28 protein-coding genes are annotated in these 23,679 nt (G+C 58.5%); 18 read left to right on the top strand and 10 right to left on the bottom strand.

Features of this window, described 5'->3' with window-relative positions; genetic code table 11:
* Positions 1–297: 297 nt before the first annotated feature.
* The 7 genes from LU196_RS07470 to LU196_RS07440 are packed head-to-tail and all read right to left on the bottom strand — an operon-like array spanning position 298 to position 6,529.
* A complete protein-coding gene (locus LU196_RS07470; protein ID WP_255697747.1) occupies positions 298–2,391 on the bottom strand; it encodes a flagellar biosynthesis protein FlhA in 2,094 nt (697 codons plus the stop codon).
* The gene (gene flhB / locus LU196_RS07465) at positions 2,378–3,502 is read right to left on the bottom strand and encodes a flagellar type III secretion system protein FlhB (RefSeq protein WP_232758504.1); all 1,125 of its coding nucleotides are present in this window, start codon (positions 3,500–3,502) and stop codon (positions 2,378–2,380) included. The genes LU196_RS07470 and flhB overlap by 14 nt, the downstream gene beginning before the upstream one ends.
* Complete coding sequence (gene fliR, locus LU196_RS07460; protein ID WP_232758505.1) at positions 3,502–4,275, bottom strand: flagellar biosynthetic protein FliR; 774 nt, start codon at positions 4,273–4,275, stop codon at positions 3,502–3,504. Before fliR ends, flhB begins: the two co-directional genes overlap by 1 nt.
* A gap of 2 nt (positions 4,276–4,277) precedes the next feature.
* Positions 4,278–4,550 carry a flagellar biosynthesis protein FliQ gene (gene fliQ / locus LU196_RS07455; protein ID WP_232758506.1) on the bottom strand — a complete coding sequence of 91 codons (273 nt, stop codon included), beginning with the start codon at positions 4,548–4,550 and terminating at the stop codon, positions 4,278–4,280.
* Positions 4,547–5,305, bottom strand: coding sequence for a flagellar type III secretion system pore protein FliP (fliP, locus tag LU196_RS07450; RefSeq protein WP_232758507.1), 759 nt, complete (start codon positions 5,303–5,305; stop codon positions 4,547–4,549). Before fliP ends, fliQ begins: the two co-directional genes overlap by 4 nt.
* Positions 5,305–5,670, bottom strand: a complete 366-nt coding sequence (locus LU196_RS07445; protein ID WP_232758508.1) for a FliM/FliN family flagellar motor switch protein — start codon at positions 5,668–5,670, stop codon at positions 5,305–5,307. Before LU196_RS07445 ends, fliP begins: the two co-directional genes overlap by 1 nt.
* A 1-nt stretch (position 5,671) precedes the next feature.
* A complete protein-coding gene (locus LU196_RS07440) occupies positions 5,672–6,529 on the bottom strand; it encodes a flagellar motor switch protein FliM (protein ID WP_232758509.1) in 858 nt (285 codons plus the stop codon).
* A 461-nt stretch (positions 6,530–6,990) separates the two neighbouring features.
* Here LU196_RS07440 and LU196_RS07435 point away from each other — a divergent pair, with 461 nt between their 5' ends.
* Genes LU196_RS07435 through LU196_RS07395 form a run of 9 tightly spaced genes read left to right on the top strand, consistent with a single transcriptional unit; the run spans position 6,991 to position 15,677 of the window.
* A complete protein-coding gene (locus tag LU196_RS07435) occupies positions 6,991–8,007 on the top strand; it encodes a sigma-54-dependent Fis family transcriptional regulator (protein WP_232758510.1) in 1,017 nt (338 codons plus the stop codon).
* Between the two features lie 11 nt (positions 8,008–8,018).
* Complete coding sequence (locus tag LU196_RS07430; protein WP_232758511.1) at positions 8,019–8,354, top strand: flagellar hook-basal body complex protein FliE; 336 nt, start codon at positions 8,019–8,021, stop codon at positions 8,352–8,354.
* 9 nt (positions 8,355–8,363) lie between these two features.
* Complete coding sequence (gene fliF / locus LU196_RS07425) at positions 8,364–9,950, top strand: flagellar basal-body MS-ring/collar protein FliF (protein ID WP_232758512.1); 1,587 nt, start codon at positions 8,364–8,366, stop codon at positions 9,948–9,950.
* Positions 9,928–10,965: a flagellar motor switch protein FliG gene (locus LU196_RS07420; protein ID WP_232758513.1), complete on the top strand. Its 1,038-nt coding sequence runs from the start codon at positions 9,928–9,930 to the stop codon at positions 10,963–10,965. The genes fliF and LU196_RS07420 overlap by 23 nt, the downstream gene beginning before the upstream one ends.
* Before the next feature lie 3 nt (positions 10,966–10,968).
* Positions 10,969–11,658 (top strand): flagellar assembly protein FliH, encoded by a 690-nt coding sequence (fliH, locus tag LU196_RS07415; RefSeq protein ID WP_232758514.1) that lies wholly within the window; start codon positions 10,969–10,971, stop codon positions 11,656–11,658.
* A complete protein-coding gene (gene fliI, locus LU196_RS07410; RefSeq protein WP_232758515.1) occupies positions 11,658–12,971 on the top strand; it encodes a flagellar protein export ATPase FliI in 1,314 nt (437 codons plus the stop codon). The genes fliH and fliI overlap by 1 nt, the downstream gene beginning before the upstream one ends.
* Positions 12,972–12,979: 8 nt before the next feature.
* On the top strand, positions 12,980–13,414 hold the full coding sequence (gene fliJ, locus LU196_RS07405; RefSeq protein ID WP_232758516.1) for a flagellar export protein FliJ: 435 nt from the start codon (positions 12,980–12,982) through the stop codon (positions 13,412–13,414).
* On the top strand, positions 13,411–14,778 hold the full coding sequence (locus LU196_RS07400; protein WP_232758517.1) for a glycosyltransferase family 2 protein: 1,368 nt from the start codon (positions 13,411–13,413) through the stop codon (positions 14,776–14,778). The genes fliJ and LU196_RS07400 overlap by 4 nt, the downstream gene beginning before the upstream one ends.
* Positions 14,775–15,677, top strand: coding sequence for a hypothetical protein (locus LU196_RS07395; RefSeq protein WP_232758518.1), 903 nt, complete (start codon positions 14,775–14,777; stop codon positions 15,675–15,677). The genes LU196_RS07400 and LU196_RS07395 overlap by 4 nt, the downstream gene beginning before the upstream one ends.
* 31 nt (positions 15,678–15,708) lie before the next feature.
* Here LU196_RS07395 and flgN read toward each other — a convergent pair whose 3' ends face one another.
* The 3 genes from flgN to flgA all read right to left on the bottom strand — a co-directional run bounded on the left by flgN (position 15,709) and on the right by flgA (position 17,248).
* On the bottom strand, positions 15,709–16,140 hold the full coding sequence (gene flgN, locus LU196_RS07390; RefSeq protein WP_232758519.1) for a flagellar protein FlgN: 432 nt from the start codon (positions 16,138–16,140) through the stop codon (positions 15,709–15,711).
* A complete protein-coding gene (flgM, locus tag LU196_RS07385; RefSeq protein ID WP_232758520.1) occupies positions 16,137–16,409 on the bottom strand; it encodes a flagellar biosynthesis anti-sigma factor FlgM in 273 nt (90 codons plus the stop codon). Before flgM ends, flgN begins: the two co-directional genes overlap by 4 nt.
* Before the next feature lie 71 nt (positions 16,410–16,480).
* Positions 16,481–17,248, bottom strand: a complete 768-nt coding sequence (gene flgA, locus LU196_RS07380; protein ID WP_232758521.1) for a flagellar basal body P-ring formation chaperone FlgA — start codon at positions 17,246–17,248, stop codon at positions 16,481–16,483.
* Positions 17,249–17,330: 82 nt separating this feature from the next.
* Between flgA and LU196_RS07375 the strand changes: the two genes are divergently transcribed.
* Genes LU196_RS07375 through LU196_RS07335 form a run of 9 tightly spaced genes read left to right on the top strand, consistent with a single transcriptional unit; the run spans position 17,331 to position 23,660 of the window.
* Positions 17,331–17,681 carry a flagellar basal body protein gene (locus LU196_RS07375; RefSeq protein ID WP_232758522.1) on the top strand — a complete coding sequence of 117 codons (351 nt, stop codon included), beginning with the start codon at positions 17,331–17,333 and terminating at the stop codon, positions 17,679–17,681.
* A 2-nt stretch (positions 17,682–17,683) separates the two neighbouring features.
* Positions 17,684–18,112: a flagellar basal body rod protein FlgC gene (gene flgC / locus LU196_RS07370; RefSeq protein ID WP_232758523.1), complete on the top strand. Its 429-nt coding sequence runs from the start codon at positions 17,684–17,686 to the stop codon at positions 18,110–18,112.
* Positions 18,109–18,780, top strand: coding sequence for a flagellar hook capping FlgD N-terminal domain-containing protein (locus tag LU196_RS07365; protein WP_232758524.1), 672 nt, complete (start codon positions 18,109–18,111; stop codon positions 18,778–18,780). Before flgC ends, LU196_RS07365 begins: the two co-directional genes overlap by 4 nt.
* A gap of 9 nt (positions 18,781–18,789) precedes the next feature.
* On the top strand, positions 18,790–19,980 hold the full coding sequence (gene flgE / locus LU196_RS07360; RefSeq protein WP_232758525.1) for a flagellar hook protein FlgE: 1,191 nt from the start codon (positions 18,790–18,792) through the stop codon (positions 19,978–19,980).
* Between the two features lie 2 nt (positions 19,981–19,982).
* Positions 19,983–20,714 carry a flagellar basal body rod protein FlgF gene (locus LU196_RS07355; RefSeq protein WP_232758526.1) on the top strand — a complete coding sequence of 244 codons (732 nt, stop codon included), beginning with the start codon at positions 19,983–19,985 and terminating at the stop codon, positions 20,712–20,714.
* 12 nt (positions 20,715–20,726) lie between these two features.
* Positions 20,727–21,512, top strand: a complete 786-nt coding sequence (gene flgG / locus LU196_RS07350) for a flagellar basal-body rod protein FlgG (protein ID WP_232758527.1) — start codon at positions 20,727–20,729, stop codon at positions 21,510–21,512.
* A 60-nt stretch (positions 21,513–21,572) separates the two neighbouring features.
* The gene (gene flgH / locus LU196_RS07345) at positions 21,573–22,232 is read left to right on the top strand and encodes a flagellar basal body L-ring protein FlgH (protein ID WP_232758528.1); all 660 of its coding nucleotides are present in this window, start codon (positions 21,573–21,575) and stop codon (positions 22,230–22,232) included.
* Positions 22,233–22,257: 25 nt separating this feature from the next.
* On the top strand, positions 22,258–23,358 hold the full coding sequence (locus LU196_RS07340; protein ID WP_232758898.1) for a flagellar basal body P-ring protein FlgI: 1,101 nt from the start codon (positions 22,258–22,260) through the stop codon (positions 23,356–23,358).
* The gene (locus LU196_RS07335) at positions 23,358–23,660 is read left to right on the top strand and encodes a rod-binding protein (RefSeq protein ID WP_232758529.1); all 303 of its coding nucleotides are present in this window, start codon (positions 23,358–23,360) and stop codon (positions 23,658–23,660) included. Before LU196_RS07340 ends, LU196_RS07335 begins: the two co-directional genes overlap by 1 nt.
* The last annotated feature ends 19 nt before the right edge of the window (positions 23,661–23,679 follow it).

The following is a 23,679-nucleotide window of genomic DNA, read 5'->3' as shown; positions in this document are numbered from 1 at the left end:
CAAAAAAAACCGCAAAACTAGCGGGAAAAATTGCAGCAGCGGAAGTATCGAGGCATCGGTTTTTCGTTAATATGAGACCTGTCTTGTAATTTTATTGCATGCAATGATATGATTTTAAATGGTTTTATTTTATTTCGCGATGAGTTGTGGCAGCGTCCCGCTTTTTTTTGCGTCGTGCGCGCTTCCCGGTTCCCGACGTGAACGTCAGGCCCAAGAAGATTAATTAAGACAAGACCTGTCTCTCCCTTTTTTAGGAAAATGTCTTTGAGGTCTAAGGTTTTTCTTGGCAGCCTCCCATTAGCTTACCTGACCTACGACCTGCAGGTTCGCCTCGTCGGGAATCTCATTGTAAGAGAGCACGTGCAACCCCCGGGCAAACAGCCGGGCGTAGCGCGCCATCAGCGGCCGCAGCTGCGGCGTCACCAGCAGAACCTGCGTCAGATTTTGCGCTTTGAGCTGCTCCATGACCGTGGGCAACGCGTTTTGCAGTTGGGTTAAAATATTGGGATCCACCGGGAAGCTATCCAGTGCCACCTTGCCCGCCTGCTGCGCCTGATTCAGCGCGGCCAGCAGCAGATTCTCCAGTTCGTTATCCAACGTGAAGGCCGATAGCGGTTTATTATCGGGTGCAATCGCAGCCACCAGGGCGTGGCGCAGCGCCAGACGGACATCGGCCGCCAGCAAGAGCGCATCTTTGGTGATCGCGCTGCTCTCAAGCAGCGTGGTGGCGATGGTGGTGATATCTTTCAGGGACACCTGATCGGTGAGCAGTAAACGGTACACTTTGAGCTGAAGGCTAAAGCTCACCGCTGCGTTGACATCATCGGATAAACGCGGCGCCATGTGCGCGAGGCGCTGGTGCAGCGCAGTAATGTCATCGTAGTTAAACAGCACCGGCAGATGCTCGCGCACCACCTTGTGGACGTGGGTGGCGATCACGCTGGCGCAATCCACGACCTGGTAGCCCAGATTCAGCGCTTTGGCTTTCTGCTCCGGCAGAATCCACGTCACCGCCATGCCATACGCTGGATCGGTGTCCAGAATGCCATCGATCTCGCCATACTGCTCCGGCGTGGGGATGGCCATCAGGCGATCGGCATGCACCTCGCCCACAGCAGTCCGTACCCCGTTAATCTTAATCGCGTACTGTGCCGGTTTAAGATGAAAATCTTCGCGCAGGGCGATCTCGGGCAGCAGCACGCCGCTGGTTTCGGACACCATTTGCCGCACGCCGCGCATACGCTGTGTGAGCGGCGCGCCGTTGCTCTTGTCCACCAGCGTGACCAGCTTATAGCCGAGATTGAGGCCAATGGGCTCCACCATGGGAATGGTGTCCCAGCTGATGGTCGGCCGCCGATCGTCAGGGGCCAATGCCTGCTGAATTTTCTCGATATCCACCGGGTTCTGCGTCGGTTTCGCCACCGCCCGGCTTTGCCGCCAGGCGGCAAACAGCAGCAGCGCGGTGAAAAGTAAAAACACCAGATGGGGCATGCCGGGGACCACCGCAAGCACCAGCATTACGGCGCCAGCGGTATAGAGCGTCGCGGGCTTGGCCAGCAGCTGAGTTTTAACGTCGTCGCCCAACTCGGCACCGTCGCTGATGCGAGTGACAATAATCGCGGCGGCGGTCGCCAGCAGCAGCGAGGGGATCTGCGCGACCAGGCCATCACCAATGGTCAGCAGGACGTACTGTTCAAACGCCTGGCCCGCCGGCAATCCGTGTTTGAAGACACCAATCAGAATGCCGCCTAACACGTTGATCAGCAGAATCATGATGCCCGCGACGGCATCGCCACGCACAAACTTGGAGGCGCCGTCCATCGCGCCATAGAAGTCAGCCTCGTTGGCGACCTCTTTACGCCGCAGCCGGGCCTGCTCCTGTTGGATTAAACCGGCGTTAAGATCGGCATCGATCGCCATCTGCTTGCCCGGCAGGGCATCCAGCGTAAAGCGGGCGGATACCTCAGAGATGCGCTCAGCGCCTTTGGTCACTACCACGAAGTTGATGATCATCAAAATCACGAACACCACAAAGCCCACGACGAAATTGCCGCCGATCACCACGTTGCCAAACGCTTCAATGACTCTACCGGCCGCGGCTCCGCCTTCATGGCCGTTAAGCAGCACCACGCGGGTAGAGGCGACATTGAGCGTCAGTCGCATCAGCGTCGTCACCAGCAGCAGGGTGGGGAAAATTGAGAGATCCAGCGGTCGCTTGCTGTTCACGCTGGCAAGCAGCACCATAATGGCCAGCACAATATTGAAGGTGAACAAGACGTCCAGCACCAGCGGCGGCAGCGGCAAAATCACCATCGCCAGCACGCTGAGTAATAATACAGGGACGCCGACGTGCGCCTGGCGCAGCAGCGCTCGCAGGTTAATTAGGCTCATGGGCTTTCATTATCTCTTTCAGGTTAGGCAATTGCGTATCCAGCCGGGGTTTGTTGCCCTGGCCTTGACGCCACGCCTGCAGCTGCATCACGTAGCTCAGGACCTGCGCGATCGGACGAAACAGGGCGGCGGGGATTTGTTGATTGAGTCGCGTGCTGTGAAACACAGCGCGCGCCAGCGGCGGAAACGGCACGATCTCTACGCGGTGCTGCTCCGCCACGCGGCGAATGTAATGCGCAATGTCATCGCGCCCTTTGGCCACGATATACGGCGCCGCCGCCTTATTCGGATCGTATTTCAGCGCTACCGCAAAGTGGCTGGGGTTGGTGATCACGACGTCAGCGTGCGGAACCTGCTGATTAATTTGTCCCATGGCCATCTGGCGCTGTATTTGCCGAATGCGGCCTTTCACCTGGGGATTACCGTCATTATTTTTGTGCTCGTCGCGCACCTCTTTCTTGGTCATGCGCATTTTCTTGGTAAACAGAAAGCGCGCCAGCGGCAGATCAATCACGGCGAACAGCACCAGGGTGAGCACAAACAGCCGCATGATGTCGGCAAACAGCGCCAGGCCTTGGGAAATGGCCGCGTGGAGAAACAGCCCCTGCAGAGTCATCATGGCGCCGAGGTTATCCTGAACGCAGTGCCATAGCAGGGCCAGCACCACCAAACACTTGGCGATCATCTTCCCCACGTCGGTGTAGTGCTGGGCGGAAAACAGCTGCTTAGCGCCGCTAATCGGGTTGAGCTTTTTCACGTTCGGCTGAATACGCGAGAGAACAAAAACCCACCCGCCCGGTATCAGCGTAGCGAGGGCGGCGGTGAGCGGAATGGGCAGCAGCGTGGCGAGGAATTTCAGCAAAATTTTCACCTGCGTCAGCATAAACTGATGCAGGGCGCCGTTATCGTGAATGCGGTCAGCCATCTGACGCACCGCCAGGAACGCGGCGTGGATGAGCTGCTGATAATAGGGAAAAAAGAGCTCGAGCGTGACCAAGGCCATGACCAAACTCACCGCCAGATTAACCTCTTTTGCCCGCGGAATATCGCCTTTTTCACGTGCTTTACGCAGCTTACCGGCGGTGGGTTTTTCGCTTTTGTCACCCGCCATCACGCCGACCTCATGTTATCCAGCAGGGCCAGAACCTGCTGGGTGAGTTCGAGATAGTGGCTACCGACGTTGCCGATGAGCAAGGTGAAGCAAAACAGGCCAAACAGCATGCTGATAGGAAAGCCAAGAGCAAACAGATTCAGCGTGGGCGAGATGCGGTTAAGCAGGCCGAATACGCCCTGCACCAGCATCATGATGATAACGGTGGGCATCGCCAGCAGCAGCGCACCGCTGAACATCCACCCAATGCCGCCTGCCACGGTGCGTAGAGTAAGCGCATTGATCGCCTGACCAATAGGCCAGTAGGTGAAGCCACTGTAAAGCAGCGTCAGCAGCAGTAAGTGCCCATCCATGGAGAAAAATAGCACGCCAGTCCAGGCGTAAATAATCTGGGCGATGACCATGGTCGAGGTACCGCTGGCCGGATCGTTCATCACCGCCATGCCCAAGCCCATATTCATCGACAATATATGCCCGGCGGTTTGCAGCGCCTGCACGCTCCACCCCAGCATCTGGCCAAAGAGTAACCCCCACAGCAGCTGTTCCGCCGTCAGCAGCAGGCTTTGCACCGACAGCAATTCGCGCAGCACCGGCACGGTTGCAAGCATGGGCGTGATCACCAGGCTTAACAGCAGCGCCAGACCGATTTTGGCTTTGCGGGTAAAGGCGCGATTGTCCAGTATCGGGCAAAAATGCAGCAGAGCGGCGATGCGCACAAACGGCAGCCACAGGGCGAAAAGCGGCTCAAGCAGATCGTCAAACGTCACGTTCATGGTCAGCCTACCAGCGCCGCCGCTTGCTGAAAAATAAGCTGCGTGAAGTCAATGAGCTGCGTCAGCATCCATTTCCCGGCAAACACCAACACCAGCAGGGTGACCACCAGACGCGGCAAAAAACTCAGCGTCTGTTCATTGATTTGGGTGGTGGCCTGAAAAATACTCACCGCCAGGCCGGTAAGCAGGCTGGGTACAATCGCCACCGCCGAGATCGACAATACCAGCTTCAATCCCTGGGCCAGTACGTCGCCCGCCACGTCCAGCGTCATCATAGCGCCACGCCCTGCACGCTGTGCGTCAGCGTGCCCACCACCAGCGACCAGCCGTCGCAGAGTACAAACAGAATCAGCTTAAACGGCAGCGAGATAATGAGCGGCGAGAGCATCATCATGCCCATGGCCATTAAGATGCTGGACACGATCAGATCGATCACCAGGAACGGGATATAGATCATGAAGCCAATTTTAAACGCCGTTTTTAGCTCGCTCAGCACGAAGGCGGGCACCAGGATCGACAGATCTTGATCGTTGGCTTCGCCGCTGGCGTGCGCAATCGTCATGATTTGCGCCAGCGCCGTGCTGTGCGTTTGTGACAGCATGAACCTTTTCAGCGGTTCCTGACCTATGCTCAACGCCTGTTTAAGGCCAATTTGCTGGTTCTGGTACGGCACCACGGCGTCATGGTAAATGGTGGTCCACACGGGGCGCATCACCAGCATCGTGAGCACCAGCGCAATGCCGGTCAGCACTTTATTTGGCGGGCTTTGCTGGAGGCCAATCGCCTGGCGCAGCAGCGCCAGCACAATAATGAAGCGGGTGAAGCAGGTCATCATCAGCAGCATGATGGGCAGTAGACTCAGCAGCGTCATCAAAATCAGAATATCGATTTTAACGCTGTATTCCTGGCCACCTTCGCGCGTGGGCAGCGCCGAGAACAGCGGCAACCCGCTCTGCTGCGCCAGCGCCGGGCCGGTTAGCAGCAGCGTGATGCCCGCCAGGCTGATTGTCCAGCGCGTCACCCGCGGCATCACAGGCCTCCTGCCAGTTCGCTGAGATCGTGATTGTTAAACGCGATCAGGCGCAAACCGTACTTATCGTTCAGCACCACGACTTCAGCCTTGCCAAACAGAATGCCGTTGACTTTGACATCCAGCGGCTCGCCAGCCAGCTTATCCAGTTCAATCACGGAATCATTGCCCACCCCGATAAGCTCGGCGAGCGAGATCTCCACCGACGCAACCTCCAGCGTCAGCGTCACCGGAATGCGGCTAAACAACGCCAGATTACGCGCGGTGTCCGGTTTTATCAGGGTGGCGGGCGTCTGCGTCTCGGCATCGGTTTCCAGAGAGAAATCGATATCCAGGGCGCTCGCCAGATCGGTTAAATCGCTCATATTAGTCACTCGCACGTTCACTCAGGTCAGAAAAGTAAAGTTTGCCGCGATCCTCGCAAATGACGGCGCTGAACAGCGGCTGATTACCTACCAGCAGCGGAATGCGGTCGTTCATGGCGAAAGGCAGTACATCGTTGGGCTGCAGACGGGCCAAATCCGCCACGGTCAATGGCAGCGAGGCCAACCGGCCGCGCAGGCGCACCGGCAGCTGGCGAAAGCAGGGTTGCGACGGAAAGATGGCCGCTTGGGCATGTTCAGCGGGTTGGCGCAGCGTGCAGAGCAAGCGATCAACGTGCCCGGCATCCAGCAGTAAAGAAAATTGACCGCCCTCGTAACCGTCGAGAAAAAAATCGATACGGTACGACCAGTGCGTGATTAACGCGGCAGGGTCAGTTTTAATGTGCAGCGGTTCAGGAAAGAGAGCGTCATCACACACTAAATCCACCAGATCGTAAGCCAGCTTATTCAGCATCCGCTCTTCGGTTTTTGTCACCGGGACGCGCTCTACTTCTGCCATATTCTGGTCATCGCGCGTTAAACCGTAATAATCATGCAGCAGAGTGAGTAATAAGGCGCGATCAATCGTAAAGCCCAGATTTCCCGCTTCACTGCTAAACAAGCTGGCCTGCTTTATCGTGCAGTCCATGTGAAACGCTAAGTCCTTTAAACCTGCATTGACGCGAAATTTTTTCAGAAAATAGATGCCCAGCTTAGAGTCAAGGCGATCGCGGTTATCTTTAAACATTGACGGGACTTTGTGATAAGGACGGCCAAGTTTGCCAACGTCCAGCGGCATCAGCTCAGGATGATTCGCCGGTGGGTAAATCCTTATTTTGTTCTTTTTGCTGCGTAGCGACATGGCTTCACTCCCGACAATAAATTTGCGTAACGCGCAGAAGGGCAGGTTTCAATTAACAGAGTTACGGTGTGCGTTAGCGCGTCAGAATAATCAATGTGACGTTCACGCCTGTTCGTGATGTTCTGTTTTTGTCTTGCTTAAATTAATGTTCAAAAATATTTAAAACAACGTTTAATGCATTATTAATCTTTCATGTAATTAATATTTAAAAATGGTTAAATCATTAAATGTATGATTTTATTGCATTAATATTTTAATACTGTAATGGTTGTAGATAAGACTTTTCTGGTAAGTATACTCGTCGCTCCCATGCAATACAGACGAACCAGGAATATTCATCTTTATGATGTAGGGGGTTTCTGAAATGGCAAAATATATCGTTACATAGATATAAGATTGAGGTATTTAAGTTGGGGGCCTTCCCGTGATGGGTGTTTTCCCCAATTTGAAGGAAGCGAGCTATGTTGAATTTCACACAGTCAAATAAAGCCTATGCTGAAGATTTTATTGCGCACTCGCCGGATAGTGTTCAACTCTTTAGCATGGCAAAGCGCGTTGCCAAATATAATGTGCCGGTTTTAATTACCGGAGAAACCGGCACGGGAAAAGAGTGTGTTGCAAAATACATTCACCATCACGCATTTTCTCAGCGCGCACCCTACGTTGCGGTGAATTGCGCGGCCATCCCAGAAAATATGCTGGAAGCGATGCTCTTCGGTTATGAGAAAGGTGCTTTTACCGGGGCGATCTCTAGCCAACCCGGAAAGTTTGAGTTGGCTAATGGCGGCACCCTATTACTGGATGAAATAGGGGATATGCCGCTAGCGCTGCAGGTGAAATTGCTGCGGGTATTACAGGAGCAGGAGGTTGAGCGTTTAGGCAGCCATAAAAAGATCCCGCTGGATATTCGGATTATTGCATCGACCAATAAAAATTTAGACGTAGAAATCAGTGAAGGACGATTCCGTCAGGATCTCTACTACCGGCTGTCAGTGGTCATGATGCATATTGCGCCACTGCGCGAACGAACTGCCGACATTATTCCGCTGGCTGAGCGCTTTATTGAAAAATACCAGTCGTTCGTCAGCCATTCACCTCACCTTACCGTCTGTGGACGGGAAGCATTACTGCACTATTCCTGGCCCGGTAACGTGCGTGAGTTAGAAAACATCCTGCAGCGCGGCCTGATCATGTGTGGCAATGGCGATCTCAGCGCCGCCTGTTTCCAACTGCAAAGCCGAAACGGCCTGATGCCCGCCGAAATGGAGCCTGCGTCTGAGGACGTCGAGGCGCTCGATAACGGCCACATCCGGCGCCACGGTCGGCGTGCAGAGTCGCAGTACATCCTTGAACTCCTGAAGCGCTATCAGGGAAACCGATCGCGAACGGCCGAATTCCTCGGTATTACGCCACGCGCGCTGCGCTATCGGCTGGCCTCTCTGCGCGAACAGGGTTTCGACCTCGGCAGTCTCTCTTAAGGAACATCGTTATGACCGAAGCACTGACTTTTCCGTCCTTTCAGGCGGCCATGCTGGCTGATGTGCCAGTGATTACCCCCATCGGTTCGCCGCGCATGGCATCAATACAGCCGGTTTCACTCGACGCACCGGATTTCAAACAGGTGCTGGAAGCCACGTTGGATCGGGTTGACCGGTTGCAGCGAAGCGCGGCACAGCAGCAGCAAGCCATTGATATGGGACTGAGTGACGATCTGAGCAGTGCCATGATCGAGAGCCAGAAGGCCAGCGTGGCTTTTTCGGCGCTGCTGCAGGTGCGCAATAAGCTGCAGCAAGGCATTGATGACGTGATGAACAGTCCACTTTAAGGAGCGATTGTGCTGAAAAAACTCGCGTCACAGCTGTCAGCGACTGCGCCAGCCGTCATCAAGCGATGGCTTCTGCCTGCTGCGATTGCGGCGGTGATTACCGCGGTGGTGGTGGCGCTGCTGTGGCAGAGCAATAACCGCTGGACTGCACTCTTTGGCTCGCAGGAGAACCTACCGATGGCCGATGTGGTCGCGGCCCTGAGCGACGCGGGGATGCGCTATCGCGTTGCGCCCGACAGCGGCGTGTTGTTGGTGCGTGAGAACGACCTGCCTAACGCGCGCCTGGCGCTGGCGTCAAAGGGCATTAAGGCCCTCTCGCCGGAGGGCTATGGGCTCATGGATAAAGAGGAGATGCTAGGCAGCAGCCAGTTTATCCAAAATGTGCGCCTGCGCCGCAGCATGGAAGGGGAACTCGCGCAAAGCATTATGGCGCTGGAGAGCGTGGCTTATGCGCGCGTGCATCTGGGGATCACCGAGAGCAGCGCATTTGTGCTGGCGAATAAGCCCAACAGCACCGCCTCGGTGATGGTGCGCCTCAAGTCCGGCCGTCATCTCAATGATGAGCAGGTGGGCGCCATCGTGAGCCTGGTGGCGGGCAGCGTACCGGGTATGTCGCCCGAACGGGTCAGCGTGGTGGATCAGCAGGGGACATTGCTCTCGGCTAACATCGCGCACGCGCACGCCGGGGGAGATCAGCGCCGGGGCCGCGAGCGAGTGCAGCAGATGCGTGAAGAGGTAGAGCGCAACATCGCCAATTTGCTGCTGCCGATTGTCGGGCGCGAAAACTTTCGCGTCAGCGTCGTGCCGCACGTGGATTTTAGCCAGATAGAAGAGACGCAGGAGCGTTTTCTGAATGCGCCACGCGTTGCCCGCGAGCAGCTGTCGCAGGACAACAGTAACGAACCGCTCGCGATGGGTATTCCCGGCTCACTGAGCAATCGTCCCGTGACGGCGGCCCCGGCCAAAGAGACGGCTTCCCTTTCCAGTCGCAGCCAGGCGCAGCGTGAATTCAAATGGGATCGCGATGTGCGCCACATTCAGCATGCCGGATTTGCCGTGCAAAAACTCACGGTGGCGGTGCTGCTCAACCAGAACGCCACCAGCGTAAAAGCCTGGAGCGCGGCGCAGCAGACGGAAATGAACGCGCTGCTGGCCAAAGCGGCGGGCATTGACAGTCAGCGTGGCGATGCCCTATCGCTGGCGCTGATGGCATTCAACCCGCCAGCGGTTGAGGTGGAGCACACGCCCCCGTGGTGGGAGAGCCGCAGCGTGCTGCAGTGGGCGGAGCGCGGCGGAATCGGTCTACTGGCGCTGCTGGTGACGCTGTTTGGACTGCTGCCGATGATGCGCCGCGTGGCGCGTCAACCGCAACCCTCGCCGCCGGTATTGGCAGAACCCGCTGAAGACGAGGCAAAAAATGAGGATGCGCCGTTGCTGCCCAACAGTGGTTTCAGCGGCGACGATCTGCCGCCGCAGGGCTCCGGCCTTGAAACCAAAATCAATTACCTCCAAACCCTGGCGCAGAGCGAAACCGATCGCGTCGCCGACGTGTTGAAACAGTGGGTCAGCAGCAATGAGCGAAGCAGCAGCAAGTAAAAGCACCAAACATTCTGAAGGGCAGAAAACCCGTTCGCGGCTGGAACATGCTGCGATCGTTCTGCTCAGCATCGGCGAAGAGGCGGCCGCACAGGTGATGCGAAAAATGAGCCGCGAGGAGGTCTTGCGGCTTTCTGAAACCATGGCGCGCCTGCACGGCGTCAAAGTCACGCACGCGCGCCTTGCAATCAATACGTTTTTTCAGGACTACCGCGAGCAGAGCGGTATTAACGGCGCGTCGCGCAGTTATCTGCGCAATATCCTTGAGCGCGCGCTGGGCGGTGAAATTGCCCGCAGCGTGATCAACGGTATTTACGGCGATGAAATCCGTCACCGGATGGCGCGTTTGCAGTGGGTGGATACGCCGCAGCTTGCTGCGATGATTGACCAGGAGCATTTGCAGCTGCAGGCGGTGTTTCTTGCCTTTTTACCGCCTGATGTTGCCGCCGGGGTGCTCGCTCAGCTCGAGGTGGCGCGCCAAAACGAGATCCTCTATCGCGTGGCACGGCTGGATGACATCAATCGCGATGTGGTAGATGAGCTGGATCGACTTATTGACCGCGGCGTCGCAGTACTCTCCGAGCATGGCTCAAAAGTGCAGGGTCTTCGCCAGGCTGCCAATATCGTTAATCGCATTAGCAATAATCAACAGGCGCTTCTGTCGCAGCTTGAGCAGCGCGATGAAGCCGTGGCGGATGAGCTAAAAAGTGAGATGTATGAGTTCTTTATTCTCAGCCGTCAGAGTAGCAGCGTGCTGCAGCGTCTGATGGAGGCGGTGCCGATGGAGCAGTGGGCGGTGGCGCTAAAGGGCACTGAGACGGTACTGCGACAGGCCATCTATGACGCCATGCCGCGTCGTCAGGTCCAGCTACTGCAAACCACCACCGCCCGGCTGGGACCGGTGCCCATTACGCGCATTGAGCAGGTACGCAAAGAGATCATGGCGCGCGTGCGTGAGCTGGCAGAGAGCGGCGACATTCAGGTGCAGCTTTTCAGCGAACAGACGGTGGAATAAGCGATGGCTCGTCAACCTATGCGCCTGCACCAATTTCCGCCGCTGCGTAAAGCCGGGCTGGATAACGAGGGATCGGCTGAGGCCACGTCGCGGCAGCGTCTGGATGGCTTTCAGCAGGGCGTCAGCGAAGGCTTTGCTCAAGGGCTGACGCAGGGGAAAAATCAGGGGTACGAGGACGGTCTGCAGCAGGGGCGTGAAGCGGGCCATCCGTTGGGATTTGAGGCGGGCAAGCAGCAGGCGCTGGCGCACTTTCTCACGGCGGCGGCTCCGCTTGATGCCTTGACAACGCGCCTGCAAGCGCTGGCAGAAACACAGGCGCAGCAGCGCAAAACGGAGCTTGTCGCCCTGGTGGAAAAAGTCACGCGCCAGGTGATTCGCTGCGAGCTGGCACTCCAGCCGACGCAGCTGCTGGCGCTGATCGACGAGGCGCTGGCCAGCTTGCCCACGTTACCCACGACAATACGTATTCTGCTGAACGCCGAGGAGTTTGCGCGTATTACCGCGCTGGAGCCTGAAAAAGCCGCGCGCTGGGGGCTGGTGGCGGACGGTGAGATGGCGCCAGGCGAATGCCGCATCCTCACCGATGACAATGAAATGGATATCGGCTGCAACCAGCGTTTGAGTCAGTGCCTCAAGGTGCTGCAAGAGAATTTAGCCGGCCCTGAACAGACGGATACGGAGCCGGAACCGTGATGACGCGCACCGTTGAACACCTGCTGCAATCGTTGAACAACATTCCGCTGGCGCGCGTTGCCGGAAGGCTGGTACGCGTCAGCGGCCTGCTGCTGGAGTGCGTTGGCTGCCGTCTGGTAGTGGGACAGCGATGCAGTATTGAACAGGCAGACGGTACGTTATTGGCGGCGCAGGTGGTGGGCTTTGACCGTGAGACCACCTGGCTGATGCCCTACAAAACGCCCGCTGGGTTAATCGCGGGCGCGCGCGTGTTCCCGGAAGAGGAACAGAACGCGCTGATGATCGGGGAGAGCTGGCTGGGACGGGTCGTCAACGGCCTTGGTGAACCGCTCGACGGCAAGCCCAAGCCCGGCGGCACGGCGGTGCTTCCCGTTCGGCCCACGCAGATCCACCCGCTGACGCGCAAAGCCGTGTCAGAACCGCTTGACGTGGGTGTGAATGCCATCAACGGCTTGTTGACCATCGGCAAAGGTCAGCGCGTGGGATTGATGGCCGGGTCGGGCGTGGGTAAAAGCGTGCTGCTCGGCATGATCACCCGCGCCACCAGCGCACAAGTGGTGATCGTCGGATTAATTGGCGAGCGCGGACGCGAAGTGAAGGAATTTATTGAGCACGCCCTGGGGGCCGTGGGCAGGGCGAAATCGGTGGTGGTGGCGGCACCTGCCGATGAATCACCGCTGATGCGCCTTAAAGCCACCGAGCTTTGTCACACGCTGGCCGCGTGGTATCGCGACGCCGGTTATGACGTGCTGCTGCTGGTGGATTCACTCACGCGCTACGCCATGGCGCAGCGCGAAATCGCCCTGTCGCTCGGTGAGCCACCTGCCACCAAAGGCTATCCGCCCTCGGCCTTTGGCATCATTCCCCGGCTGGTGGAGCGCGCCGGGAACAGCGACGGCGCGGGCAGCATGACGGCCATTTATACCGTACTGGCGGAAGGGGACGATCAGCAGGATCCCATCGTTGACTGCGCGCGCGCCGTGCTGGATGGCCATATTGTTTTAACGCGCCAGCTGGCGGAAGCGGGACATTACCCTGCAATTGATATCGGTCAAAGCATCAGCCGCTGTATGAGTCTGGTGACCGCACCCGCGCATCAGCAGGCGGCGCGCGCGCTGAAGCAGCTCTACGCCGACTATATGGCCATCAAGCCGCTGCTGCCGCTGGGTGGCTACGTGGCGGGTGTGGATGCGCAAGCCGATCGCGCGGTGCGACTCTTTCCCGCCATCACCCAGTTTCTTTGTCAGCCGGTTGAACAGCCTGCCGCGCTGGCCGACGCCATTGACGCACTGCTGGCCTTGAGCCAGCCATAAAGGTTGATATGAACAGACCCTCTCTTCTTGTGACTTTGTCACAGCTTCGCGACCTGCGGGCACGCAACGTTGACGCGCTGGGAAGCCAGCTGGCGCAGCAGCAGCAGCAGGTGCGGCGCTACCACAGCAACATTGAAGCCTTAACCCGGCTGGGCGAGATCTCGGCCCGCATGGAGCCTGCTCAGCTCGGTAATCTGGCGCGTTATAAAACGCACCTCCAGCGTTTGGTGAACGGGCAGCGTCAGGCCGTGCAACTGGCTGAACAGCAGCAGCAGGTGTTACAGGCGCAGCTGCTCGACGAGGCCTGCAAAGAAAAGCGCTTTGCGCTGATGCTGGCGCAGCAGCGTGACGCGCAGGCGCAGGAGGCGCAGCGGCAGCAGCAGGCGCTTACGGACGATTGCGCGCTGCAATGCTGGCTGCGTAATCGGAGGCAAAAAGCATGAGCCGCGATCTGTTTACCGCGCTGATGTCGCGACATCCGAGCGCGTTGCCAGAGACGTTCCCGTTGGTGAGCGTGGTGACGCCAACCTATAACCGCGCCGAGTTTTTGCCTTACCTGCTCTACATGTTTCAGTACCAGGACTATCCTGCCGAACGGCGTGAGCTGGTGATCCTTGATGACTCACCGCACAGCCACGCTGAATGGGTGGCAGAACTGACGCGCTACGCGCCTTATCCCGAACGGGTACGCTACTTTCATCTGCCGGAGCGTTTGCCGATTGGTGCCAAACGCAACCGCCTTAACGCGCTGGCGCAGGGCGAATACATCATCTGCATGGACGACGATGATTTCTACCCTGCGGATAAAATCCGCTACACCGTTAACGAGATGCGCCGTCATAACGCCCTGTTTGCCGGTTGCGACACCCTGCCGGTGTGGTACAGCCATATCAATCAGATTTTTATGACCGTCAGCGCCGGGCCGCGCCACGCCCTGAACGGCACATTCGCCTACCACCGCAACTATCTGCGCAGCCATCGCTATGACGATCGCGTGACGCTGGGCGAAGAGGGCAGCTTTACCCGTGGCTTTACGGTGCCGGTGCTGCAGCTTGACCCGTGGCGCAGCATTCTGTGCGTGTCGCACAGCCGTAACACCTTTGACAAAGACTTTGTGCTGGCGAGCAGCAAAGCCCAGGCCATCACGCTGGAACAGGCCGTGCCGGACCCCCTGCTGCGCAGCTTTTATCAGCGTCTGCATCAGGCGCCGCTCTCGCAGCAGCCAGACTGGGGCTTTTTCCATCGCGTGGTGCTGATTGGTGAAAACGCCGCGCTGCGCCAGCAGCTGCTGGATGCGGGTCTGCCTGCGGGGCGTCTGATCTCTATGGCACCGCTGGCGCATGAGCGATTAACCCACGCGGCGGTCCTGCAACGCGCGCAGCAGGAAAGCTGGCCGAACTATCTGTTACTGGATAGTCGTATGACGTGGATCCGTCATCAACGCGGTATCGATGCGCTGAACCGACTCCTGCGCGCCTTGCCCCACGTTGGCTGGGACGGTTTCCATTTGGGCGCTGAACTGATGGCCGGCTGGCCGCTGACCCAGCTGCCCGGAGTGGTGGCGGCACACGCTCAGGCGCTGCCGCATTTGGCCTGCTGCGTGAACCAGCCGGCCTACGCCGCGCTTCAGGCGCGTTTGGCGCACCCCGACGCAGATAACCACCTTATCACCGCCGATCTGCGCTGGTTTGCGCTCTATCCCGGTCTGTTTTTCCACAATGAAACCATCAATGGCGAACCGGCAACGGCGCGCTTTTTCCGCAAAATTGGCGCTGTGCCCCAAGCCGGCTCACAGGAGTTTGTATGAATACCGCCCATCTTTTTACGCCTGGCTATATTGTGCAGCAGGCGGCTTCGCACTGGTCCTGCACCTGTTCCGGTTGCCAGGGGCAAAAACCGCTGCACCAGATACGCTGGCAGAATGAGCAGCGCCTCAGTTGGGATCTGCGCTGCGACAGCGCCGCGGCGGTGATTTTACGTGATGCCCATGCGTTCGATATGCACATCGAGACCACCGAACCGCTACCGCTGTCCCCTTGTTGCCCACGTCTCTACGCGCTTAACCAACAGGTCTACCGCACGCTGCTCAATAGCGCACGCCCGCTGAATGAAACGCTGTATGCGCTCGGCATCTTAATCAGCCGCGGCCAGCAGGTGCCGACTGCAGAGGCTATCCACGCGCTGGGGGATGAGTTGCAGGCGCTGATGGAAGGCGGTGTGCTCAGGGAGGCCTTTGCCACCTTACCCCTTATTGATAGCTATGCGATAGCCGCTATGCGTCAGTTGGGATCGCGACGGCTGGATGCCACACTCGACGCGCGAACCGGCACGATGCTGATGATGATCCTGAGCGAATTGCGTTCACTGGAAGAGGCGCGTCTGCTCGGCGAGTTGAGCGCGCAGCGCGCGAATATCCCGTTCGACGCCTGGCTGGCCGAACACGACACGCTGTGGCGTAACTATCTCCGGTGGTACGTGTGGCACCACGTTTTTCCCGGCAGTGATCCAGAGGAATGGGAAAGGGCGTTTTTGCAGCTGTGCCAAAGCGTCTTTAGCCTTCAGTTGTTAGTCGGCCAGCTGTTGTCCGCCGGGTGTGAGGTGGACGAGCCTAAGCTGGTGGCCCTGCTGGCCGCCTGGCATCGTGAGGCGCTGCCCACGCCAGAGAAGGATAATGCGCTATTGGTGGGATTATCTCTGTTGAAGTAAGAGGTGTGCCGCGCATCGGCGCGGCATTCTTTTAGCGGGTATAAAGAAAGGTGCGCGAAGGCTCGCCGGTGAGGCTTTCCAGGGTTTCCTGCTGCATCGTCAGCAAGATGCCATTACGTTCGTTTAACTGCTGACACGCCCGGGCGTTGTTTTCCAGCGTGCGCCACCAGCTTTCCACCTGCTGCGCCAGCGAGACGGGCAGGTAGCGCAGGAGCTGCGCCATGCCCTGGCTGTCGTTTGCGAGTCTCAGCGTTTGCAGGATATCGCTACGACGCTGCGCAGAGCCCGCGAGCTGCTGGTAAAGCGGCAGTAGCGCGGCGTTAACCTGCTGAATGGTATCTGTATTACACCCGATCATGGCGTCTCGCTGCTGCTGCAGTAATAGCCGTAGCGCATCGTAGCGCTGCGTATCGTGTTTAATATCCAGTAGCAGGGCTTTGACGTGCTCACGGGTGTCACTCATTTACGGTAAAAGTCCATCATGGCCTGCGCCAGCTGCGCCGTGTCTACCCGCAGTTGGCCAGCCTTGAGCGCATCCTGCATGGCACTGACGAAGGGGGCATCCACTTCCGGCATGTCACGCAGTTGATCGCGGGCGGTCTGCAGTCGACCGGCGTCTTCAGCAGGCGTGTGCGGTACGCAGGGCGCGTCAGCGGAAGCGGCGACATCCTGCACGGTGGCGAGGGACGGCGTGCCCAGGGTGACGGGTGTAGCGTTCGGGTTGATCTTCATTATGTCCTCACGTCGATTTCAGCATGCCCCTGCATAACGACACGGTCATGCGGAAACTTAAATTCCGCCTGTCAGGGCGTGCCTGGCGCCATCAGCATCCGCACCACGCCGCGATCGGCGACCTGGGCACTCACCGTCTTTCGGCTTTGCACATTGCGTACCTTGATGATCTCGCCTTTGCGCCCGTTTTTCATCGCCTCTCCCAGCATTTTTGCCTGCACGCCGTCCTGTTCCGCCAGCATGAGCACCTGCTGGCCGCGCGAAATCAACAGCGGCTGCGTCAGGTGCGCGGGCGTAATCGCCTGGAATTCGCGCACCCGTTTTTTCAACATCAAGCCGATAGCCTCATCGGGCTGAGTCATAAAGCCGTCGCGCAGCGTCACGACATTGCGCTTTTTCATCACCACATCGCTGGCGGTCAGCACGTGCTCGCGCGTGAGCCCCTTTTTAGCGACCAGCACCGGCAGCCAGACGTCGGGCTTGACCGTTACCGTGAGCTCCCAGCCCTGCGGATCGCCGCAGCGAATGTCATAGCGCAGCCTCGCCAGCTGCGCGGTGTTCCCGGCTGGCAACGCGTACGTCAGCGGGCGGGCACAGCGCGCCAGGGCGTCTACCTCGCCGGGAATGAAGACGTTGAGCTTGCTGGTGAAGGTTGGCCAGTTGTGTACCTGACCAATGCGCGACAGGTCCGCTGAGGCCAGCGCAACCGCCTGCTGATAAACCTGCTTGCGCGCACTTTTCGGCGCAGGCTGGGCAGCCATCAGCGGGACGGATAACAGCAGAAGGCCAAGCGGGAGGAAGCGGAAACGGGGATTCCGTGCTGCGGGCGTGATTTTCATTTTAATCCTCTAAAATCAATACGTTAAATAGTTGGCACGCGTATTGCTTAAGCGTGTAGACATCACGTATCAGGAGGACGAAATGGGGATAAGTTTTGACAAGGCTTTGGGGGTGCATCCCGCCGCATTACAGCTTCGACTTTCGCGAGCAGAGCTGTTAACGGCCAATTTGGCAAATGTGGATACCCCGAATTTCCAGGCTAAAGATATTGATTTCGCCGCTGAGATGCAACGTGCAATGCAAAAAAGTGGTTTTGACCTGCCGCCGGAAATTCGCTTTCGGGTGCCCTACCAGGCGGCAGCCGACGGGAACACCGTGACGCTCAATGTTGAACAGGCTGAGTTTGCGAAAAACGCGCTGGATTACCAAACCAGCTTGCGCTTTCTCAGCGGTAAATTCAGCGGCCTTCATCAGGCCATCGAAGGGAAATAACCGTGTCTTTTAATGATATTTACCGCGTTTCTGCTTCTGCTATGACGGCGCAGACCGTGCGGTTGAACACCATCGCCAGTAACCTGGCGAACGCAGACTCTCCGGCTTCCAGCGAGGCGGCAGCCTACAAAGCGCGGCGGCCAGTGTTTGCGGCGCTGTATGAAAAAAGCGGCTTAGTGTCCTCATCCGCGCTGGCCAGCGCGCGCGTTCAGGTGCTGGACGTGGTGGAGAGCGGCGGCGCGATACGGCGCTATGAACCCGGCCACCCGCTGGCGAACGCCCGGGGGCACGTCTTTTATCCTGATATCAATACCGTAGAGGAGATGGCCGACATGATGTCTGCCTCGCGAAACTTTGAAACCAACGTAGAGGTGTTGAACAGCGTCAAAAGCATGCAGCAGAGTCTGCTGCGTCTGGGTGAGGGCGGATGATGCGCGTGGACAACAGCCGCACTGGCGGCGAGGGCACCCCTTCAGCGCCGCAGCAAAACGGCAGCGTCAGTAATCTGTTTCTCACCCTGCTGGTGGCACAGATCCAGAATCAGGACCCTACCAATCCTACCGACAGCGCAGACTACATCAACCAGCTCTCCATGATGTCGCAGATGGAGTCGATGCAGGGGATGAAAGAGACCCTGACCGCGCTGTTTTATGCCGGCGAAAATCTACACATGCTGGGGATGTCGAATTTGCCCGGTCAGCGCGTGTTCGCCCAGAACGAGCGCGTTCAGCTGGACGGGCAGAAGGTGGAAGGCCGCTTCACGCTGCAGCATGCGGCGAGCAACGTCACGTTGCAGATGACAGACAGCACCGGGAACGTCACCACGCTGGATCTGGGCAGTCAGAAGCCGGGCGATGTGCCCTTCACGATCGACCCGACGGCGCTGGGCCTGGCCGAAGGCGACTACAGCCTGAGCGTCGTGACCGACACCGCCGAGAGCGGCATTGGCATTGAGATTGCCGGCATTGTTAATAGCGTGCGATTCGACGCCCAGACCGGTGCAGCCAAGCTCAATATCACCGGCTTGGGGGATGTCGATTACAACCAGCTCCGTCAGTTCGACAGCAAGCGTGATACGTCGTCACGCCACTTTTCCTAAGGACTTATCATGAGTTTTTCCATTGCTACATCCGGCCTCAATGCCGTGACAAAACAGCTGAGCGCCATCAGCAACAATATCGCTAACGGCGGGACCGTGGGCTACAAATCCATGCGGGCGGAGTTTTCCTCGCTGTACGCGGGCGGCCAGCCGTTGGGCGTAGGCGTAAATAGCCTCTCGCAGAGCATCACGCAAAACGGGGGCATCACCGCCACCGGGCGCGGGCTTGACCTGGCGATCGCCGGCAGCGGTTTCTTCATGACCCAGGACAGCGACGGCAGCATCAGCTATAGCCGCGCGGGCTACATGGGCGTGGATAGCACCGGTTTTCTTATCAACAATCAAGGCAAACGCCTGCAGGGCTATGGCGTGGATGCCAGCGGGCAACTGCAAACGGGCGTGGTGAGCGATCTGCGCATCAATGCGGGTAATCTTCCCGCTAAAGCCACGGATAGCCTGAGTTTTGTGAGCAACCTCGATGCGAAAAGCGCGCTGCCCGCAACGACGACCTTCGACAAGAACGACAGCACTTCCTACAACAATACCTACAGTAGCAAAGTGTTCGACTCGCTGGGCCGGGAGCACACCCTGGAGCAATTTTTTGTTAAAACCGCGGATAACCAGTGGGAAGCCCACTATTTCGTCGACGGCCAGCCCGCGACGCCCGCAAGCCAGCCGCTGACGTTTAACACCGCCGGCGCACTGACCTTACCCACCCGACCCACCCCCCTCGGTGCCGCCATCGGCGGGGCGGATCCGCTGAGTATCGCGCTGGATTACACCGGCAGCAGCCAGTTTGGATCGGCGTTCAACGTCGCTAAAAATGGCCCCAATGGCTATGCCGCCGGGGAAAAAAACGGCGAACAGATTGACGATGACGGCAAGATTTACGCCACTTACAGCAACGGTGAGCGCCTGCTACAGGGGCAGCTGGTGCTGGCAAACTTCAGCAATCCCAACGGGCTGGACGCCCAGGATGGCACCGCCTGGTCCGCCAATAACGCCTCCGGGCAACCGATTCTTGGCGCGCCAAAAACGGGGCTGAATGGCAGCATTAAATCTAACGCGCTGGAAGACTCCAACGTAGAGATGACCGCTGAGCTGGTGAGTCTGATGAGCGCCCAGCGTAACTATCAGGCGAACACCAAAGTTATCTCCACCAACGACGCGATGATGAACGCGCTGTTCCAGGCGCTGTAAGTATGGATCGCCTGATCTATACCGCCGTCAGCGGCGCAAACCGCAGCCTGGTGCAGCAGCGCATTCACGCCAACAATCTGGCCAACGCCAATACCCAAGGGTTCCGCGCCGACCTGGAGCGCGCTACCGCCACGGCGGTGGCGGGGGCGGGATACGCCAGCCGTTACCTGGTCAGCAGCGAAAACGGCGGTATCAATATGGCGGCGGGGACGCTGCAGGAGACCGGACGCGAACTGGACATTGCCGTTCAGGGTGCGGGCCTGATTGCGGTCAGCGACGGGCGGCGAGAGCGCTATACCCGCAATGGCCACATTGATATCGACGACATGGGCAATCTCTCTATCAGCGGAAAACCCCTGCTCGGCGAAGACGGGCCGATTCAGCTGCCGCCGTTTTCCCAGCTGGCGATTGGCAACGACGGCACCATTACCGTGATCCCCGAAGACGGCAACGTCGCCGCCGCGCAGGACGTTGCGCGCATCAAGCTGGTGTCGCTGCCGGACGCGCAGCTGCGTAAAAACAATGACGGCTGGCTGGTTGGCCCCCGGGCCACCGCCGCGCACAGCGAGCAGGTGCAGATTGTCAGTGAGCATCTGGAAGCCAGCAATGTGTCGACCGTCAATGAAATGGTGCAGACGCTGGCCCTTAGCCGCCAGTTTGAGGCGCAAATCAAAATGATGAAAGCCGCAGACACCCTCGCGCAGTCGGGAAATCGTCTGCTTCGTGCAAGCTAAAAGGAAAATGTGATGAATCCTGCTCTTTGGGTCAGTAAAACCGGCCTGGCGGCACAGGACGCCAAAATGGCCGCCATTTCAAATAATCTGGCAAACGTAAACACCACGGGTTTTAAGCGCGATCGCGTCATTTTTGCGGATCTTTTCTACCAAACTCAGCGCGCGCCGGGCAGTCAGCTGGATCAAAGTAGCGCCGCCACCGGCGGCGTGCAGTTTGGTAGCGGCGTCAAAATTGTGGGAACGCAGAAGCAGTTTACGCAGGGCACTCTGAGTAATACCCAGCAGGAGCTGGATGTGGCCATTACCGGACAGGGCTTTCTGCAGGTTGAAACCGCCAGCGGCGATATCGCTTACACGCGCGCCGGCAATTTGAAAATCAGCGCTGACGGGGTGCTGACTAATGCGCAAGGGCTTGCGCTGATTCCACAAATCGCGCTGCCAGAAGGCAGTAAAACGCTCACCATTGGCAAAGATGGCACGGTAAGCGCCAGCGTCGCAGGTGAAGCCGAACCGGTAGAGCTGGGCCAGATCACGCTGGTGAACTTCGTGAATCCGGCTGGCCTGGAGTCCATTGGCGGCAACCTATACCGCGAAACCGCCGCCAGCGGCGAAGCGGTAGAGGGCGTGCCCGGTGAAGAGGCGTTTGGGCAGTTGGAACAGGGCTCACTCGAAGGATCGAACGTGCAGGTGGTGGAGGAGATGGTGGAGATGATCACCGTCCAGCGCGCCTATGAGATGAACGCCAAAATGGTGTCGGCTGCTGATGACATGCTGAAGTTTGTCACGCAGCAGATGTAATTTTCGGGCGGAAGCGCGTCTTCCGTTTGCTCTTCAACACAGAAATGATCCATGAAACTGATGAAAACAACCCGCCTGGCGCTACTGCTGCTGCTGGCCGGGTGTGAAAGCCCGGCGCTGCTGGCGCACAAAGACGATGCCGCCTTTGCTCCGCCTGAGGCGTGGGAGCAGCCCGCGCCTCAGGCGCACAGCGGGGGACTTTATCAGGCCAATTACGCGTGGTCGCTGATGCAGGATCGGCGTGCCTATCGCGTCGGGGATATCCTCACCGTGCGCCTGGAAGAGTCCACGCAGTCCAGCAAGCAGGCCCGCACGAACTTCGGCAAAAAAAATGCGCTTGAGGTGGGGGCGCCGTCACTGCTGGGACAAACCTTCGAACAGTTGAGCGGCGCGGTGAAAGGCAACCGGAATTTTAACGGCAATGCCACGTCTGCCCAGCAGAACATGCTGCGTGGCGCCATCTCGGTGGCGGTGCACAAGGTGCTGCCGAACGGGATACTGCTGATACGCGGCGAAAAGTGGCTCACCCTGAATCAGGGCGATGAATATGTGCGCGTCACCGGGCTGGTCCGCGCCGACGACATTGAACGTGACAACAGCCTCTCTTCACAGCGCATTGCCAATGCGCGTATCACCTATGCCGGACGCGGCGCGCTCAGCGATGCGAACGCGGCGGGCTGGCTGACGCGCCTGTTTAACCATCCACTCTTTCCGATTTAAGGGGCTGACAATGCCGCAAGTTTTAATGCGCCTTTTGCTGCCGCTCGTACTGGGCAGCGCTTTTTTTGGGGTGAAAAGCGCGCACGCACAGCCGCTCGGCACCTTGGTTGACGTACAGGGGATGCGTGAAAATCAGCTGGTGGGCTATAGCCTGGTGGTCGGGCTGGATGGTACCGGCGACCGCAGTCAGGTGAAATTTACCGGCCAATCGTTGGGCAACATGCTGCGTCAGTTTGGCGTACAGCTGCCGGGGAAACGGGATCCTAAAGTGAAAAACGTAGCGGCGGTAGCGCTCAGCGCGACGCTGCCTTCTCTCTACGCGCCGGGCCAAACCCTCGACGTCACCGTTTCATCTATTGGCGATGCCAAAAGCCTGCGCGGCGGCACGCTGCTGCTGACGCAGCTGCGCGGTGCCGACGGCGAAGTCTATGCTCTGGCGCAGGGACACGTGATCGTTGGCGGCGTCAGCGCGCAGGGAGAGAGTGGCTCCAGCCTCACGGTGAATACGCCCACGGTCGGGCGTATTCCGGGCGGGGCGACCGTGGAGAGGGCGGTGGGCAGCGATTTTCAGGATAACAGCGACGTCATGCTGAACCTCAAGCGGCCCAGCTTTCACACGGCGAATAACATTGCCGTGGCGCTGAATCAGGCGTTCGGTGCCAACACCGCCGTGGCGAAAAGTGCCACGGCGGTGTCGGTACACGCGCCGCGTGAGGCCTCCGCCCGCGTGGCGTTTATGTCGCTGTTGGAGACGGTGGAGATCAACGCCGGCAAAGCGCCTCCCCGCGTGGTCTTCAACGCCCGCACCGGCACCATCGTCATGGGAGAGGGCGTTGTGGTTCGTGCGGCGGCGGTCTCGCATGGCAACCTCACGGTGACCATTAACGAACGCAGCAACGTGAGCCAGCCGGGGGCGCTCAGCGCGGGCGACACCGCCGTGACGCCGGAAAGTGACATTCGCGTCGATCGCGGACGCGGCAATATGGTGGTGATCTCGGCCGGCACCCGCTTGCGCAGTATCGTCAACACCATCAACAGCCTTGGCGCAGCACCGGACGATATCATGGCGATCCTGCAGGCGCTGCATCAGGCCGGCGCGCTGGATGCGGAACTGGTGGTGATGTGATGAATATTCATACACGTTATTCGGCAGTCGCGCCCGCAGCTGCCTCGGTTTCTGACGCAGCACCACCGCCGCGCCTTGAGCAGGCTGCCGAGCAATTTGAAGCCTTGTTTTTACGCAATATGCTTGCGGCCATGCGCCAGAGTACGGATGCCATGGCGGATGAGCAGGGCTTTTTTAGCAGCCGTGAAGCGCGCCATATCCGCGATTTTTTCGATGATGCTCTGGCGCAGCAGCTGGCGAGCCAGCGCAGCACCGGGATCGCCGATTTGCTTATCCGGCAGCTTTCCCCCTCCTCATCTTAAGAGCGGGCTTCGTTTGTCG

Source organism: Pantoea sp. Mb-10, from assembly GCF_021272205.1.
In the GTDB taxonomy this organism is placed as follows: domain Bacteria; phylum Pseudomonadota; class Gammaproteobacteria; order Enterobacterales; family Enterobacteriaceae; genus Pantoea.
The sequence above is the reverse complement of the archived record's forward strand: the minus strand, read 5'-3'. Positions and strand labels throughout refer to the sequence as shown.

What these genes read in the sequence shown, in the direction of transcription:
- flgH (WP_232758528.1), top strand. Translation starts at nt 21,573, where the DNA reads ATGAAAACAACCCGCCTGGCGCTACTGCTGCTGCTGGCCGGGTGTGAA.
- fliQ (WP_232758506.1), bottom strand. Translation starts at nt 4,550, where the DNA reads ATGATGACGCTGGACGTGGCGGGCGACGTACTGGCCCAGGGATTGAAG.
- fliI (WP_232758515.1), top strand. Translation starts at nt 11,658, where the DNA reads ATGACGCGCACCGTTGAACACCTGCTGCAATCGTTGAACAACATTCCG.
- LU196_RS07395 (WP_232758518.1), top strand. Translation starts at nt 14,775, where the DNA reads ATGAATACCGCCCATCTTTTTACGCCTGGCTATATTGTGCAGCAGGCG.
- LU196_RS07375 (WP_232758522.1), top strand. Translation starts at nt 17,331, where the DNA reads ATGGGGATAAGTTTTGACAAGGCTTTGGGGGTGCATCCCGCCGCATTA.
- fliJ (WP_232758516.1), top strand. Translation starts at nt 12,980, where the DNA reads ATGAACAGACCCTCTCTTCTTGTGACTTTGTCACAGCTTCGCGACCTG.
- flgN (WP_232758519.1), bottom strand. Translation starts at nt 16,140, where the DNA reads ATGAGTGACACCCGTGAGCACGTCAAAGCCCTGCTACTGGATATTAAA.
- fliH (WP_232758514.1), top strand. Translation starts at nt 10,969, where the DNA reads ATGGCTCGTCAACCTATGCGCCTGCACCAATTTCCGCCGCTGCGTAAA.
- flgE (WP_232758525.1), top strand. Translation starts at nt 18,790, where the DNA reads ATGAGTTTTTCCATTGCTACATCCGGCCTCAATGCCGTGACAAAACAG.
- flgA (WP_232758521.1), bottom strand. Translation starts at nt 17,248, where the DNA reads ATGAAAATCACGCCCGCAGCACGGAATCCCCGTTTCCGCTTCCTCCCG.
- flhB (WP_232758504.1), bottom strand. Translation starts at nt 3,502, where the DNA reads ATGGCGGGTGACAAAAGCGAAAAACCCACCGCCGGTAAGCTGCGTAAA.
- LU196_RS07430 (WP_232758511.1), top strand. Translation starts at nt 8,019, where the DNA reads ATGACCGAAGCACTGACTTTTCCGTCCTTTCAGGCGGCCATGCTGGCT.
- LU196_RS07440 (WP_232758509.1), bottom strand. Translation starts at nt 6,529, where the DNA reads ATGTCGCTACGCAGCAAAAAGAACAAAATAAGGATTTACCCACCGGCG.
- LU196_RS07340 (WP_232758898.1), top strand. Translation starts at nt 22,258, where the DNA reads ATGCGCCTTTTGCTGCCGCTCGTACTGGGCAGCGCTTTTTTTGGGGTG.
- flgM (WP_232758520.1), bottom strand. Translation starts at nt 16,409, where the DNA reads ATGAAGATCAACCCGAACGCTACACCCGTCACCCTGGGCACGCCGTCC.
- LU196_RS07420 (WP_232758513.1), top strand. Translation starts at nt 9,928, where the DNA reads ATGAGCGAAGCAGCAGCAAGTAAAAGCACCAAACATTCTGAAGGGCAG.
- LU196_RS07355 (WP_232758526.1), top strand. Translation starts at nt 19,983, where the DNA reads ATGGATCGCCTGATCTATACCGCCGTCAGCGGCGCAAACCGCAGCCTG.
- LU196_RS07435 (WP_232758510.1), top strand. Translation starts at nt 6,991, where the DNA reads ATGTTGAATTTCACACAGTCAAATAAAGCCTATGCTGAAGATTTTATT.
- fliR (WP_232758505.1), bottom strand. Translation starts at nt 4,275, where the DNA reads ATGAACGTGACGTTTGACGATCTGCTTGAGCCGCTTTTCGCCCTGTGG.
- flgG (WP_232758527.1), top strand. Translation starts at nt 20,727, where the DNA reads ATGAATCCTGCTCTTTGGGTCAGTAAAACCGGCCTGGCGGCACAGGAC.
- LU196_RS07400 (WP_232758517.1), top strand. Translation starts at nt 13,411, where the DNA reads ATGAGCCGCGATCTGTTTACCGCGCTGATGTCGCGACATCCGAGCGCG.
- LU196_RS07445 (WP_232758508.1), bottom strand. Translation starts at nt 5,670, where the DNA reads ATGAGCGATTTAACCGATCTGGCGAGCGCCCTGGATATCGATTTCTCT.
- LU196_RS07470 (WP_255697747.1), bottom strand. Translation starts at nt 2,391, where the DNA reads ATGAGCCTAATTAACCTGCGAGCGCTGCTGCGCCAGGCGCACGTCGGC.
- LU196_RS07365 (WP_232758524.1), top strand. Translation starts at nt 18,109, where the DNA reads ATGATGCGCGTGGACAACAGCCGCACTGGCGGCGAGGGCACCCCTTCA.
- fliP (WP_232758507.1), bottom strand. Translation starts at nt 5,305, where the DNA reads ATGCCGCGGGTGACGCGCTGGACAATCAGCCTGGCGGGCATCACGCTG.
- LU196_RS07335 (WP_232758529.1), top strand. Translation starts at nt 23,358, where the DNA reads ATGAATATTCATACACGTTATTCGGCAGTCGCGCCCGCAGCTGCCTCG.